At 70.6% G+C, this 13,439-nt stretch carries 11 protein-coding genes; 7 read left to right on the top strand and 4 right to left on the bottom strand.

Features of this window, described 5'->3' with window-relative positions:
* Positions 1-75: 75 nt before the first annotated feature.
* The 4 genes from VGL85_RS00920 (at position 76) to VGL85_RS00905 (ending at position 3,288) form a co-directional block, all read left to right on the top strand.
* Positions 76-759 carry an MBL fold metallo-hydrolase gene (locus VGL85_RS00920; protein ID WP_331585047.1) on the top strand — a complete coding sequence of 228 codons (684 nt, stop codon included), beginning with the start codon at positions 76-78 and terminating at the stop codon, positions 757-759.
* Positions 760-808: 49 nt separating this feature from the next.
* On the top strand, positions 809-1,546 hold the full coding sequence (locus VGL85_RS00915; RefSeq protein ID WP_331585045.1) for a response regulator: 738 nt from the start codon (positions 809-811) through the stop codon (positions 1,544-1,546).
* On the top strand, positions 1,543-2,886 hold the full coding sequence (locus tag VGL85_RS00910; RefSeq protein ID WP_331585043.1) for an ATP-binding protein: 1,344 nt from the start codon (positions 1,543-1,545) through the stop codon (positions 2,884-2,886). Before VGL85_RS00915 ends, VGL85_RS00910 begins: the two co-directional genes overlap by 4 nt.
* Before the next feature lie 183 nt (positions 2,887-3,069).
* Positions 3,070-3,288, top strand: coding sequence for a general stress protein (locus VGL85_RS00905; protein WP_331585041.1), 219 nt, complete (start codon positions 3,070-3,072; stop codon positions 3,286-3,288).
* 27 nt (positions 3,289-3,315) lie between these two features.
* Here the strand turns inward: VGL85_RS00905 and VGL85_RS00900 are convergent, their stop codons facing one another.
* Both VGL85_RS00900 and egtB read right to left on the bottom strand, forming a co-directional pair.
* On the bottom strand, positions 3,316-4,479 hold the full coding sequence (locus tag VGL85_RS00900; RefSeq protein WP_331585039.1) for a tetratricopeptide repeat protein: 1,164 nt from the start codon (positions 4,477-4,479) through the stop codon (positions 3,316-3,318).
* Positions 4,480-4,522: 43 nt separating this feature from the next.
* Positions 4,523-6,796 carry an ergothioneine biosynthesis protein EgtB gene (gene egtB, locus VGL85_RS00895; RefSeq protein WP_331585037.1) on the bottom strand — a complete coding sequence of 758 codons (2,274 nt, stop codon included), beginning with the start codon at positions 6,794-6,796 and terminating at the stop codon, positions 4,523-4,525.
* A gap of 199 nt (positions 6,797-6,995) precedes the next feature.
* On the opposite strand from egtB, the gene VGL85_RS00890 reads away from it, so the two are divergent.
* Positions 6,996-7,517, top strand: coding sequence for a hypothetical protein (locus VGL85_RS00890; protein ID WP_331585035.1), 522 nt, complete (start codon positions 6,996-6,998; stop codon positions 7,515-7,517).
* An 18-nt stretch (positions 7,518-7,535) separates the two neighbouring features.
* On the opposite strand, the gene VGL85_RS00885 is transcribed toward VGL85_RS00890, so the two are convergent.
* On the bottom strand, positions 7,536-9,293 hold the full coding sequence (locus tag VGL85_RS00885; protein ID WP_331585033.1) for a CocE/NonD family hydrolase: 1,758 nt from the start codon (positions 9,291-9,293) through the stop codon (positions 7,536-7,538).
* A gap of 150 nt (positions 9,294-9,443) precedes the next feature.
* Here VGL85_RS00885 and kynU point away from each other — a divergent pair, with 150 nt between their 5' ends.
* Both kynU and VGL85_RS00875 read left to right on the top strand, forming a co-directional pair.
* A complete protein-coding gene (kynU, locus tag VGL85_RS00880; RefSeq protein WP_331585031.1) occupies positions 9,444-10,679 on the top strand; it encodes a kynureninase in 1,236 nt (411 codons plus the stop codon).
* Between the two features lie 104 nt (positions 10,680-10,783).
* Positions 10,784-12,580, top strand: a complete 1,797-nt coding sequence (locus tag VGL85_RS00875) for an ATP-binding protein (protein WP_331585028.1) — start codon at positions 10,784-10,786, stop codon at positions 12,578-12,580.
* Positions 12,581-12,589: 9 nt separating this feature from the next.
* Here the strand turns inward: VGL85_RS00875 and VGL85_RS00870 are convergent.
* A partial coding sequence (locus VGL85_RS00870) for a hypothetical protein (RefSeq protein ID WP_331585026.1) occupies positions 12,590-13,439 on the bottom strand: 850 nt, incomplete at its 5' end.

The raw sequence follows: 13,439 nt of genomic DNA, 5'->3' as shown, positions 1-13,439 counted from the left end.
TCTGCGGTTGCGACGGAAAGGCCCGGGTTCGCCCCGGGCCTTTTCATATCCGCCGGAAACACCGATCTTGTCGTCATGAATGCGCCTCAGCCGCCACCCAGCCTCCCCATCCGCGCTCTGATCGCGCCGGTGACGCCGCTGCAGCAGAATTGCACCATCGTCTGGTGCGCCAGGACGCTGAAGGCGGCGATCATCGATCCCGGCGGCGAGGTCGACCGGCTGCTGGGCGCGATCGCCGATCAGGGCCTGACGCTCGAGAAGATCTGGATCACCCACGGCCACCTGGACCACGCCGGCGGGGCGGCGGCGCTTCAGGCGAAGACCGGCGTCCCCATCGAGGGGCCGCATCCGGACGACGCCTTCTGGATCGACCAGATCGACGCCTCGGGCGCCAAGTGGGGTATGCCGGACGCGCGCGGCTTCATCCCCGACCGCTGGCTGCACGATGGCGACGTGGTCACGCTCGGCGAGACGGAATTCGAGGTCTACCACTGCCCGGGCCACACGCCGGGCCACGTGATCTTCTTCCACCGCGAGACCCGCTTCGCCCAGGTGGGCGACGTGCTCTTCCAGGGCTCGATCGGGCGCACGGATTTCCCGCGCGGGAACCATGCCCAGCTCATCGAAGCCATCACGACCAAGCTCTGGCCGCTGGGGAACGACGTGCGCTTCGTGCCCGGCCACGGACCGATGTCGAGCTTCGGCCAGGAGCGGGCGACCAACCCCTTCGTCGCCGACGAAATCTTGTCGCACCCGTGATTTCAGCCGCGAAATCGCAGCGTTACGGCGCCCCGCCACCATCGGCGCCATGGAGCAGATCGTCGACATGAACAGCGCGGGCGCCCGCATTCTGATGGTCGACGACGATCCCGGCATCCGTGATGTCGTGTCCGACTTCCTTGGCAAGCACGGCTACAAGGTCGAGACCGCGGGCGATGCTTCGGAGATGGAGCAGGCGCTGGAGCGCGGCCCCGTCGACCTGATCGTGCTCGACGTCATGCTGCCGGGCGAGGACGGGCTGGCGATCTGCCGCCGGCTTGCCAACGGCGAGAGCGGGCCGCCGATCATCATGCTGTCGGCCATGGGCGAGGACACCGACCGGATCGTGGGCCTGGAGCTGGGCGCCGACGACTACCTGGCCAAGCCCTGCAATCCGCGCGAACTGCTCGCCCGGGTGCGCGCGGTGCTGCGCCGGGCCGAACAGCGCGCCGGCGCGGGCCCGGTCGGCGCGGGCTGCGAATTCGCCGGCTGGCGGCTCGACCTGGTGCGCCGCGAGCTGCGCTCGCCGCAGGGCGTGGTGGTGAACCTGTCGTCGGGCGAATTTTCGCTGCTGCGCGCCTTCGTGGAGCGGCCGCAGCGGGTGCTGACCCGCGACCAGTTGTTGGAGTTCGCCCGCGGGCCGGATTCGGACGCGTTCGACCGCGCCATCGACGTGCAGATCAGCCGCCTGCGCCGCAAGCTGGACGACGGCGGCGGCAGCCATGAGCTGATCCGCACCATCCGCAACGAAGGCTATATGTTCACCGCCAAGGTGAAGCGGACATGAGCCTCATGCGTCGCGCGCGGCCGACGGGCTCGCTGTTCGTCCAGCTCGCGACGCTGGTGGGCCTGGCCCTGGTGCTGGCCGAGGCGATCAACCTCCTGCTGATCTTCAACCTGCCGCCGCCGACGCCTGATTTCTATAGGCTTTCGGAAATCGAGCAGACCTTCCGCGGCCCCGCGCCGACCTTCACCGAGCGAAAGCCCCTGCAGTTGGAGCTCACCGCCAAACCGCCCGGCCCGGCCATGGAAAGCGCCAACGCCCCGGCCATCCGCGCGCGCCTGGCCAAGGACCTGGGCCTGTCGGTCGACAGCGTCGTGCTGGCGACCAAGGCCGGCCCCTATGCCGACCGCCGGGTGTTCCGCATCATCCGCGACCGGATCGCGCGCGAGGGCGTGCGCGAGGAGCACTATCTGGTGGCGCCGTTCGAGGTGGGCGTGCGCCGGGCGGACGGCCAGTGGGCGGTGATCCGGCCCCAGCCCGCCTTCGGCCTCGATCCCTGGCAGACGCGGACCGCCCTGTGGTTCGTGGTCTGCGCCATCGCCATGGCGCCGATCTCCTACGTCTTCGCGCGCCGGCTCTCACGGCCGATCAAGCAGTTCGCCGACGCCGCGGAGCGGCTGGGCCGTGACCCGCGCGCCGAGCCGCTGGCGATCAAGGGCTCCTCGGAGATCGGCGTGGCCGTGCGCGCCTTCAACGACATGCAGGAACGCCTGCGCCGCTACGTCGACGACCGCACCGCCATGGTCGGCGCCATCGCCCATGACCTGCGCACGCCGCTGACCCGCCTGCGCTTCCGCATCGAGGGCCTGCCGGACGACCAGAAGGCCAAGATGGCCAACGACATCGACCAGATGGAGGAGATGATCTCCGCGGCGCTCACTTTCGTGCGCGACGCCAGCCGGCCGGGCGAGCGGACGCCGCTGGAGCTCAGCTCCCTGCTGGAAAGCCTGTGCGACGAGATGGCCGAGACCGGCGCCGCCACCGAGGTGGAAAGCGGCGAGAAGGTGGTGCTGCAGGGCGATCCCATGGCGCTGCGCCGGCTGTTCGCCAACCTGCTGGAGAACGCGGTGAAGTACGGCGGCCGGGCGCGTACGCGGGTGTTCCTGGCCGAGCAGAACGCGGTGGTCGAGATCGAGGACGACGGCCCCGGCATCCCGCCCGCCGAGCGCGAGAAGGTGTTCGAGCCCTTCTATCGCCGCGAACCCTCGCGCAGCCGCCAGACGGGCGGGATCGGCCTGGGCCTGGCGGTGGTGCGCTCCATCGCCCGCGGCCACGGCGGCGACGTGGACCTGGTCAACCGCGCGGGCGGCGGCCTGACCGCGCGGGTGCAATTGCCACTCTAAGGTGTAGCTTTCAGTCGCCCGGCCAACCTCTCGGGCTTGTGATCGACAGCTAAGCCATTGTGGGCAAAGGCGAAGCTAGCGCTTTCCGCGAGGAAAACCGATCAACCGCGACCCGGGGTCTGCAACCTTAGCCGCCGTGGGGAATTAGGGCCTCGACCGTCAGTAGAGCCCCGAGGAGGCCCCATGCCCACCGCCGACATCGGCAAGCCCCGCGCCCGACGCGGTTTCGCCGCCATGAATCCGGAACGTCGTCGCGAGATCGCCCGCAAGGGCGGCGCCAGCGTGCCGGGCGAAAAGCGCAGTTTCGCGAAGGACCGCGACCTGGCGGCCTCCGCCGGGCGCAAGGGCGGCGAGGCCAGCCGCGGCGGCGGACGCACCCGCGGCCGTCAGCCGACCGCCTGATCCGGCTATAGCCCGGGACCCGAGGATCTAGGCGCGGACGCGCGTCCGCAGGTCCCGGGCCATGGCCGCGAAAACTCCGCCCCAGTCGTTGAACGCCATCTGGCGGTAGAGCCGCACCGTCGGATACCAGGGTGTGTCGGCGCGGTCGTTCATCCAGCGCCAGTCGGCGGCCTGCGGGACCGCGAGCCAGGTCTGCGCGCCGAGCGCCCCCGCCAGATGGACGATGCTGCCGTCCATGGTGACCACAAGATCGCAGCACCGGATCGCCGCGGCGGTGTCCAGATAGAGGTCCGGGCCGGGATCGAAGTCTTCGCCAAGCGTCTCGACGACCATGCCAGTGGGCAATCCCGCCAGCTGGTCGAGGCCCAGGCCCTTCTGCAGGCTGATCAGCCGCACGCCGGGAACCCGGCCCAGCGGGGCCGCCGCCGCCAGCGGGAAGGCTCGCGGCACCGGCGGCGCAGCCGAGGCCTCGCTGCCCTGCCAGACGATCCCGACCTTGACCCCGCTCTGGCCGATCTTCGAACGCCAGTGGGCGATCCGCTCGGGCTCGGCCTGCAGGTAACGGCCCTGCGGCACGCTGGTGACGGTGGTCCCGAAGCCGGCCGGCAGGCTGAGCAGGGCGCTGGCGACATCGTAGTCGTCGGGGGTCTCGGCCTCGTCGATCAGCGTGAGCCGCGGGCTCATGGTCTGCAGGATGCGGTGCATGGCGCGGGGTGCGGCCAGGGTGACCGCGGCGCCCGCCGCCTCAGCCAGCAAGGCATAGCGCCCGAACTGCAGCAGGTCGCCCTGGAAGAATTCCGGATAGATGAACAGCTTCTGGCCCTGCAGCGACTGGCCGGCCCACTGGCGCGGCAGGCGGTAGCGCGGATCGTCGAACCCGGGGCAGGATTTGCGCCACTCGAACGCCTGGAACCCGCCGCGCAGGTCGCCGAGCTGCAGCAGGCAGCTCGCCCGGTTGTGCTGGGCGATGGCGAAGCGTGGATCCAGCGCGATGACCCGGTCGTAGGCGGCGTTCGCCTCGGCATAGCGGCCCAGCAGGCGCAGCGCGCCGGCGATGTTGAACAGCAGCACCGGATTGCCTGGCGCCAGCGCCGAGGCGGCGCGGAAGGTCTCCAACGCCTCGCCATAGCGGCCGGCCGCATACTGGGCGTCGGCCTGGCGGTGAAGGTCTTCGACGCTCGCGGAACTCATGGACGCGGGCCTTGGGGCTGGGGCTCGTAGAAAAGCCCGGCGTTCATGCCATCAGCGAGACCACCGCGAAAGCCGGATCGGGGCTGATCCAGCGCGCTTCCAGCGTCCAGCCGGCGCTCGCGGCCAGGCGCGCGAAACCGTCCACGGTGAACTTGCAGGAATTCTCCGTGTGGATCGTCTCTCCCGCCGCGAACCGGACGGCCCGGCCCGCCACCCGCACCTGCTGGTCCTTGAGGCTCTCCAGGTGCATCTCGATGCGGCTGTCCTGCGCATTCCACACGGCGCAGTGAGCGAAGGCGTCGAGGTCGAAGTCGGCGCCCAGCTCGCGATTGATCCGGGTCAGCAGGTTCTTGTTGAAGGCGGCGGTGACTCCCTGGGCGTCGTCGTAGGCGCGAACCAGGGTCTGCGGGTCCTTGACCAGGTCGATGCCCACCAGGAAGCGCGCGCCGGACCCCAGCAGGGCCCGGGCGCGGGCCAGGAAGGCCTGCGCCTCGTCCGGCGTGAAGTTGCCGATGGTGGATCCGGGGAAGAAGCCGGTCACCGGCCGCCCCTGGGCCTCGTGCGGCAGCACCAGCGCGCGGGTGAAGTCCTCCAGCAGGGGCGCTACGATCAGTTCCGGATAGTCCTTGCGGATCGCGGCGGCGGCCTCGTCGAGGGCCGCACGGCTGATGTCGATGGGGGCATAGACCGAAAGCTGCGGGGCGGCGTCCAGCAGAAGCCGGGTCTTGACGCTGGCGCCGGAGCCGAATTCCACCAGGGCCGCGCCATCGGAGATCAGGCCGGCGATCTGCGGCGCGATCTCACGCAGCAGGGCGACCTCGGTCCGCGTCGGATAGTATTCGGGAAGTTCGGTGATCTGTTCGAACAGGGCCGAGCCCGCCGCGTCGTAGAAATATTTCGGCGGAATGGCCTTCTGGGGCCGCGACAGGCCCGCCAGGACGTCGGTCTCGAAGTCGCCGGCCACCGCCGCGCCCTCGCCCGGGCCGGCGTCGCGGGCCAGGCGGACGCCGGAGAACATCCAGCGCTGCTGCGGGTAGAAGAAGTTGCGGTAGCTGGCGCGCGTGTGGCCGCTGGGCGTCACGCAGGCGCCGCCGCGCAGCACGAACTGGCCGGCCATGAACTTGCCGTTGTACTCGCCGACCGCGCCGGCGGCGGGCCGGAAGCCCGGATAGGGCGCATAGGCCGAGCGCGTCCAGGCCCAGACGTCGCCGAACATCTGGCGCAGGCCGGTTCCCGGCGGCGGCGCGGCGGGCGCGAGGCGTCCGGACCCCAGGAAATTGCCGGCCACGGCCATCCCCGCGGCGGCGTGCTCCCATTCCGCTTCGGTGGGCAGGCGCGCGCCGGCCCAGGCGGCGTAGGCCTCGGCCTCATAGAAGCTGACATGGCTGACCGGGGCTGCGGGATCGATCGGGCGCAGGCCGTGCAGGCCCATGTCAGCCCAACCGCCCTGCCCGTCCTCTCGCCAGTAGAGCGGCGCGTCGCAGCCCTCGGCCTGGACGCGCGCCCAGCCCTCGGAAAGCCACAGCTCGGCCCGGCGGTAGCCGCCGTCGGCCATGAAGCCCATCCATTCGCCGTTGGTCACCAGCCGGTCGGCCAGCTCGAACGGCTCCAGCCAGACCTTATGGCGCGGGCTCTCGTTGTCGAAGGCGAAGCCGGGCCCCTCGTGGCCGATCGGGACCAGGCCGCCGTCGAAGCGGACGAACTTCAAGGGCTCCGGCGCCGGCGCCGGCGTCAGGTTACGCGGCGGGGCGTAGGCCGGCGTGAGCGGCGACTGGGCGAAGAGGTGCAGGATGTCCATCAGGATCAGTTCCTGATGCTGCTCCTCATGCGCCAGGCCGAGGTCGATCAGCTCGGTCAGGGCCGGCGCGCCATCGGCCAGCAGCCCGCTCATGGCCGCATCCACGTGGGCGCGGTAGGCGATCACGTCGTCCAGCGACGGGCGGGTGAGCAGGCCTCGTTGCGGCCGCGGCTGCCGCTCGCCCAGCGCCTCGTAGTAGGAGTTGAACAGGTAGTGGAACCGGGGATCGAAAGGCTTGTAGCCGGCCAGGTGCGGGACCAGCAGGAAGGTCTCCCAGAACCAGGTGACATGGGCCAGGTGCCACTTGGTGGGGCTGGCGTCCGGCATGGACTGGGCGAGCTGGTCCTCGGGCGTCAGCGAACGGGTGAGCGCCTCGGTGGCCTGGCGCACCGCCCGATAGCGGTGCAGCAGCGGCGGGGACGGGCCGCGGGCCGGTTGTGACCTGGGTGAACCGGGGGTCCGCGCCTGCGCGTTGCGCGCGCCAAGATCGTGCGGACGAGAGTCGTCGGACTGCGCCATAGGCTCCTCTCCGCGCGACCGCCCGGGCCGCGCCTCTCCCCGCACCGGCAACAGCTAGGCATTCGCCCGCCCGGCGCAACCACCTTGGCGAACGCGGATCGAAAAAAGACCGTTCCTTGAAGGCAGGCCCACACCGGAACGGTGAAGCTCTACGGCCGTTGAATGAGGCAAAGCTCCCCTCAGGAAAGGAGACCCCGTCATGCCCATCCGCCACGAACCCCCGATCGGATCCCCGCCCTCGCGCGGCGAAGGGCGCAGCTTCGAGGCCGAAGGCGAGCGCCTGAACCACGAGCTGGACCGCTATGAACGCAGCCGGCGGCGCGGCGGGCCGGCGGAATACGGCCATGACGAGAACTATCGCCCGGGCTACCACCAGGGCGGTACGCGCTTCGGCTTCTTCGGCGGCCCGGCCGGCGCTGGTTACGGGCCCGGCCCGCAGCCGACCGAGTTCGGCTACCGCTCGATCGACGACCAGGACTTCGACCCCGACTACCTGAGCTGGCGCCAGCAGCAGATGGCGCGCCACGACAGCGACTACGCCGAATGGCGCCGCCAGCAGATGCGCAAGTACGACGACGACTACTGGCGCTTCCGCGCCGACCGTCGCGAGGACTTCCACCAGCGCTTCCAGGACTGGCAGGCCCAGCGCGACGCCGAACGCGCCGCCGCCGCGCCACCACCGCCACCGCCACCGGCCAGCAGCGAGCGTGAAGAGCGGTAGGCCGCGCCCCGCCGCGTCCTAGTGCTTCGGGTCGTCCGGGTAGATCACCGGCAGCACCAGGGCCGAGGGATGGCTCGCGTCCATGTAGACGCTGTTGGTGGCCACGCGCGGCGCCATCCTGTGCTGGCCGGCCGGTTCGCCGGTGTTGGGGTTCACCTCGAAGCGCGGGGCGTTGGACGAGGTGATGTGCAGGGCGATGCGGTGGCCCTTCTCGAAGGTGATCGCCGTGGACCACATGTCGATGTCCAGTTCCTCCGGCGCGCCCGGCGTCATCATCTTGACGTCGTCGGGCATGCGGCCATTGCGGAATCGCGCGCGGATCGGGGCGTCCAGCACGAGGGCCTCATAGCCGTCGGGATAGACGTCGACGAGCTTGGCCATGAAGTCGGTGTCCTTGCCGTCGGTGGCGCCGAACAGCTCGACCTTCACGGGGCCCGCGATCACCACGTCCTTGTCCAGCACCGGGGTCTGGAAGCGCAGGTAGTCCTCGCGCTTGCCGATGGCGCGCTGGTCCATGGGGCCGCGCTCGAAGGTGAGGTTCGCGCCGCCAACGGTCGGAACCGGATGGGCCGGGTCGTCGCGGTAGCTGAGCTTCTCGCTCTCGACGCCGGGCGGCTTCTCCGAGAGGCCCTTTTCCGGCGTCAGGTAGTAGCGGACCTCGCGGTTGGCCAGCGGCCAGTTGGCGGCGGTCAGCACCCGGTTCTTGGGGCTGATGTGGCCCTTCTCGGCCGCCGCCATCATGAAATAGGTCACCGGTGGCTCGGCCATGATGCCGTTGTCGATCCCCTTCAGCCAGTAGTCGAACCAGCGGATCTCCTGGTCGCCGGCCAGGCTGAGGCGGTCGAAGCCGGGGTATTCCAGGTTGCCCGACAGGTTGCCGTGGCCGAACGGGCCCATCAGCAGCTTCTGATTGCCGCGCGCGCCCTTGGCGCCCTCGTTCTGCAGGTACTCGAAGTTCGAGATGTTGCCGTGGTTGAAGATGTCGTACCAGCCGCCGACGTTGTAGATCGGGATGTCGATGTACTTGCGGTTGGTGCTCATCGCCGCGCGGTTCCAGAAGATGTCGTCGGTCACCCGGCGGCGTTCCTGGTTCAACACCTCGTCGGAAACCCCCTGGCCTTTCGACCAGCCCAGGACGTCCTTCTCCTTCAGCACCCCGTTGATGTAGCTGTTGCGCAGCAGGTCGTAGGGGGCGACGACCACATAGGCCGCTTTCAAGTGCGGCGGCGCCGCCATGGCGGCCTCGTTGGAGGTTATGCCCATGGCCGAGCCGCCTGAGAGGCCGACCTTGCCGTTGCTCCAGGGCTGGGTCCCGGCCCATTCGACGCTGTCGTAGCCGTCCTCCACGTCGTTCTCGAAGGCGGCATAGAAGCCCTGGGAGCGGCCCTTGCCGCGCACGTCCTGCAGGACGAAGACATAGCCCGCGTCGGTGTAGTGCTTGGCCTGCCCCATCAGGGCCTGGCGCATCTTGGCCCCGTCGGGATCGTGTTCCTTGTCGATGCGGCCGTCCTTCAGATAGGGCGTGCGGGTCATGACCACCGGCCAGGGGCCGCTCCCCGCCGGCTTGAAGATGTTGGCGGCGAGCTTCGTGCCGTCGCGCATGACCGCGTATTCCTCGACCGCGCCCGGCGGCAGGCCCGGCCATTTGTCCGCGGCCGCCGCGGTCTTGGCGGCGGCGGGCTTCCTGGCGGCCGGCTTTTCGGCGGCCCACGATCCGCCCGCCGCGAGGCTGAGCGCGATGGCCGAGGCGAGCGCGAAGTGGCTGAGCGTCTTCATCCTGGTCGTCCCCCAAATGCGGGTCTTCGAGCGCCCGCCGAAATCGTTCCGGTTCAAATCGCGCGACGCCGCCGGCGAGTCCGCACCCAACGACTAAAGCACGGACCGGGCGGCTTTGTGAAAGGGGTCGGCGCGCTCTAAAGACAGGCCATGACCCGCGACGAGGCCCTGGCGCTGGACGCCGCCGATCCGCTGGCGCGGTTCCGCGCGGCGTTCGACCTGCCCGACGGCGTGATCTACCTCGACGGCAACTCCCTGGGCCCGCCGCCGGTCGCCCTGCATGGGCGCATGGAAGCGGTGACCCGCGAGGAATGGGGCCAGGGCCTGGTGCGCAGCTGGAACAGCGCCCGCTGGATCGAGGCTCCGCTGCGGGTCGGCGGCAAGATCGCCCGGCTGATCGGCGCCAAGCCATCCGAGGTGACGGTCGCCGACTCCACGACAGTCAGCCTGTTCAAGCTGGCGGCCGGCGCGCTCGGCCTGCGGCCCGGACGCACGACGATCCTGTCGGAGGCCGGCAATTTCCCGACGGATCTGTACGCCCTGCAGGGGCTGGCGGCGCTGCTGGGGCCGGACCGGGCGCGGCTGAAGGCGGTCGAACCCGAGGCCCTGCCGGACGCGATCGACGAGGACACCGCCGCGGTGGTGCTGACCCAGGTCCACTACAAGACCTCGCGCCGCTGGGACCTGGCCGCGGTCACGGCGCAGGCCCATGCCAAGGGCGCGCTGATGATCTGGGACCTGTGCCATACGGCCGGGGCGCTGGCCGCGGACCTCAATGGCGCGGACGCGGACCTCGCGGTCGGCTGCGGCTACAAGTACCTGAACGGCGGGCCGGGCGCGCCGGCCTTCCTGTTCGTCGCCGAGCGGCACCAGGGCCAGATCGCCTCGCCGCTCACCGGCTGGATGGGCCATGCCGAGCCCTTCGCCTTCGAGGACGGCTACCGGCCGGCGGACGACATCCGCGCGATGATCACCGGCACGCCGCCGATCCTGGGGCTGGCGGCGCTGGAGGCGGGCCTGGACCTGCAGCTGCAGGCCGATCCGCGCGCGGTGGAGGCCAAGGGACTGGCGCTCTGCGACCTGTTCATCGGCGAGGTCGAAGGCCGCGCCGCCGACCCCGAGCTCAAGCTGGTGGGCCCGCGTGACCGTGACCAGCGCGGGCTGCACGTCTCCTTCGCGCACCCGGCCGGCTACGCCCTGGTGCAGGCGATGATCGCGCGCGGGATCATCGGCGACTTCCGGGCCCCCGACATCGCCCGCTTCGGCTTTTCGCCGCTGTTCCTCAGCCATGCCCAGGCCTGGGACGCCGCCCACGCCCTGGCCGACATCCTGGCTGGCCGGGAATGGGACCAGCCCCGCTTCCACGCCCGGGCGGCGGTCACCTGAGGCGCGCTCGGAAAGAGCGCTACAACCTGTCGCGCAACCGATAGTCGTAACTAATCCGCAGGGATTTCGGCGCATCCTAGGCGCGAGTGGAGGTGCGCCACGAGATGTCTCCCCGCCCAGGAAAGCCGTTCGCGGCGCTCGACCTGTTCCCGCAGGCCGTCGCCTTCGCCGTCCAGACCAATCGCAACCTCGTCGTCCAGGCCTCCGGGCTCGCCCTGGTGTTCGCGGCCATGGCGCCGGTCACGCCCTGGCCCTTCGTGGCCGGATGGACGCTGGCCGCCCTGCTGATCCTGACGAGCGAAGACCTGATGCTGCGCCAGGTCGCGCGGGGCAGCCGCCATGCGGGGCTGGCCTCGCGCATAGCTCCAGTGCTGCGGGTGCTGGCGACTTGCCTCTACGCCCTGGCGTCCCTGGACCTGCTGACCCATGGCTCGGCGGTGTACCGCCTCTTCGCCTTCGCCTTGATCAGCGTCTCCATGGTGCATGTGCTCATGCGCTATTTCCGCTCGCGCTGGGTGTTGATCGCCAGCCTGTCGCCCTATGCGGCCGTCCTCGGGCTGGTGGCGGTGAACCAGGCGCGGATCGAGCTCACGGCCGGCCGGGCGATGGGCGCCGCGGCGGCCTTCTTCACCCTGGTGCTGTTCGCGATCCAGTTCTGGTCGGCGCGCAAGCAGCTCGCCGCCTCGTTCCATGAGCTGATGGCCGCCCGCGAGGCCGCCGAGGAGCGCGAGCAGGCCGCCGAGGCCGCCAACCGCGCCAAGTCCAACTTCCTGGCCACCATGAGCCATGAGCTGCGCACCCCGCTGAACGGGGTGCTGGGCATGGTCCAGGCGCTCACCACCGAGGAACTGACCCAGGTGCAGCGCGAGCGGGTGAGGATCATCCGCCGCTCGTCGGAGAGCCTGCTGGCGGTGCTGAACGACCTGCTGGACCTTTCCAAGATCGAGACTTCGACCCTGGAGCTGGAGCTCAGCGAATTCGACCTGGAGCATCTGGTGCGCGGGGTGGCCGCGGCCTACCAGGCGCAGGCGGAGCGCAAGGGCCTGAGCTTCGATTTCCAGGTCGCGCCGAACGCGGCCGGCCGCTACCAGGGCGACAGCGCCCGCATCCGCCGCATCCTCTACAGCCTGGCCGACAACGCAGTGAAGTTCACCGAGGCCGGCGGGGTGACGCTCAGCGTCGAGCGCCAGGCCGCCGAGGTGGTCTTCCGGGTGCGCGACACCGGGATCGGCATCGCCGAGGAGAATCTCAACCTGCTGTTCGAGGGCTTCTACCAGGCCGACGGCAGCCGCACGCGGCGCTATGGTGGCGCGGGCCTGGGCCTGGCGATCTGCCGCGAGATGAGCGGCCTGATGGGCGGAGCCATCGAGGCCGAGAGCGCGATCGGCGAGGGCTCCGTCTTCACGGTGCGCCTGCCGCTGACGCCGGCCGCCGACGCGCCGGCCTCGCGCCCAGCCGAGGCCACGCCCGAGGACGCCATCGCCCCCGGCGAACTGCGCGTGCTGGCCGCCGAGGACAACGAGACCAACCAGCTGGTGCTGAAGACCCTGCTGGCCCAGATCGGGGTCACGCCCACGATGGTGGAGAACGGCCGCCAGGCGCTCGAGGCCTGGGAGGGCCAGGCCTGGGACATCATCCTGATGGACATCCAGATGCCGATCCTCGACGGGGTCGCCGCCACCCGCGAGATCCGCCTGCGCGAGGCCGAAACCGGACGCCCGCGCACCCCGATCCTCGCCGTCACCGCCAACGCCATGACCCATCAGGTGGCCGAGTACGAGGCCGCAGGCATGGACGGCATGGCGCCCAAGCCCATCGACATCACCGCCTTGATCCACGCCATGGAGCGGGCGCTGGAGCCCCGCCCGTCCGAAGCCGTGGACGCCGCCGCGATCGCCTAGCGGCCGGAGCTAGCGCCGGGGCCCGTAGGCCATCCGCGCCTCGTAGGGCCGGAAGTTCGCCCGGGCCAGGCCCCACCGGGGCCGGTCCAGCGTCTGGGGCTTGTCGCTCAGGTTGAGCACGATCCGGAACGGGCCCTTGGGCGTGGCGATCTCGCTCGCCTCGAAGGGATAGGGCAGCTGGCCCGCCGTCGGAGCCGCGCCCGGATTGGCCGACCGCCAGAGCGTATAAGGCCGCCGCCCGCCAACCTTGGCGTCGACCAGCACATCCTGAAGGCTCGCGATCCGCCGGTCGAACGCGACGACCGCCTGGACCAGCGCCGGCGGCGTCGCATCGAAAGACCAGGACGGCGGCAGGCGCACCGGGAAGTAGACGATCCCCACCGCCCCGTGGATCACCGCGCTCCAGGCCATGGCGCGGAACTGCTCCGGCGTCGGGACGGCGAGCAGCGGCCGGAAGGCCGAGGTCCCGATGATGGCCATCGCCGGCTTGCCGCCGGACCAGGCGCGCTGGCGGTCGAGGATCACGCCCTGGGTGGTGGAGGCGTAGCCGTCGGCGGTGCGGATCACCACCGGACGGCCTTCCTGCGGCGGGTAGCTGTCGGCCGACAGCCAGTCGCTGGCCGGGCCGCGCATGTAGTCCTGCATCAGCGCGTTGTTGCGGGCCCAGTCCGGGTAGATGTGCGGGCCGACATGGTTGGTCCAGATGGGGATCGCCCTGCCCGCCGCCCGGGCGGCGGCGCGCCAGGGGGCGGCCTGGCGGACCACATCGGCCGGATCCTGGGCGACGCCGCCGTAGTCGAACTTGAGCCGGCGATGATCCGAGGGCTCGTCGTCGGTGGCCCAGGCCAACAGCCAGGGG

The organism is Phenylobacterium sp., assembly GCF_036501465.1.
Taxonomy (GTDB): domain Bacteria; phylum Pseudomonadota; class Alphaproteobacteria; order Caulobacterales; family Caulobacteraceae; genus Phenylobacterium.
Note: the sequence above shows the minus strand (reverse complement) of the source record. Positions and strands in the feature narration are given on the sequence as shown.

Excerpts from the sequence above, each read along its gene's own strand:
- VGL85_RS00920 (WP_331585047.1), top strand. The coding sequence starts at position 76 with ATGAATGCGCCTCAGCCGCCACCCAGCCTCCCCATCCGCGCTCTGATC.
- VGL85_RS00915 (WP_331585045.1), top strand. The coding sequence starts at position 809 with ATGGAGCAGATCGTCGACATGAACAGCGCGGGCGCCCGCATTCTGATG.
- VGL85_RS00910 (WP_331585043.1), top strand. The coding sequence starts at position 1,543 with ATGAGCCTCATGCGTCGCGCGCGGCCGACGGGCTCGCTGTTCGTCCAG.
- VGL85_RS00905 (WP_331585041.1), top strand. The coding sequence starts at position 3,070 with ATGCCCACCGCCGACATCGGCAAGCCCCGCGCCCGACGCGGTTTCGCC.
- VGL85_RS00900 (WP_331585039.1), bottom strand. The coding sequence starts at position 4,479 with ATGAGTTCCGCGAGCGTCGAAGACCTTCACCGCCAGGCCGACGCCCAG.
- egtB (WP_331585037.1), bottom strand. The coding sequence starts at position 6,796 with ATGGCGCAGTCCGACGACTCTCGTCCGCACGATCTTGGCGCGCGCAAC.
- VGL85_RS00890 (WP_331585035.1), top strand. The coding sequence starts at position 6,996 with ATGCCCATCCGCCACGAACCCCCGATCGGATCCCCGCCCTCGCGCGGC.
- VGL85_RS00885 (WP_331585033.1), bottom strand. The coding sequence starts at position 9,293 with ATGAAGACGCTCAGCCACTTCGCGCTCGCCTCGGCCATCGCGCTCAGC.
- kynU (WP_331585031.1), top strand. The coding sequence starts at position 9,444 with ATGACCCGCGACGAGGCCCTGGCGCTGGACGCCGCCGATCCGCTGGCG.
- VGL85_RS00875 (WP_331585028.1), top strand. The coding sequence starts at position 10,784 with ATGTCTCCCCGCCCAGGAAAGCCGTTCGCGGCGCTCGACCTGTTCCCG.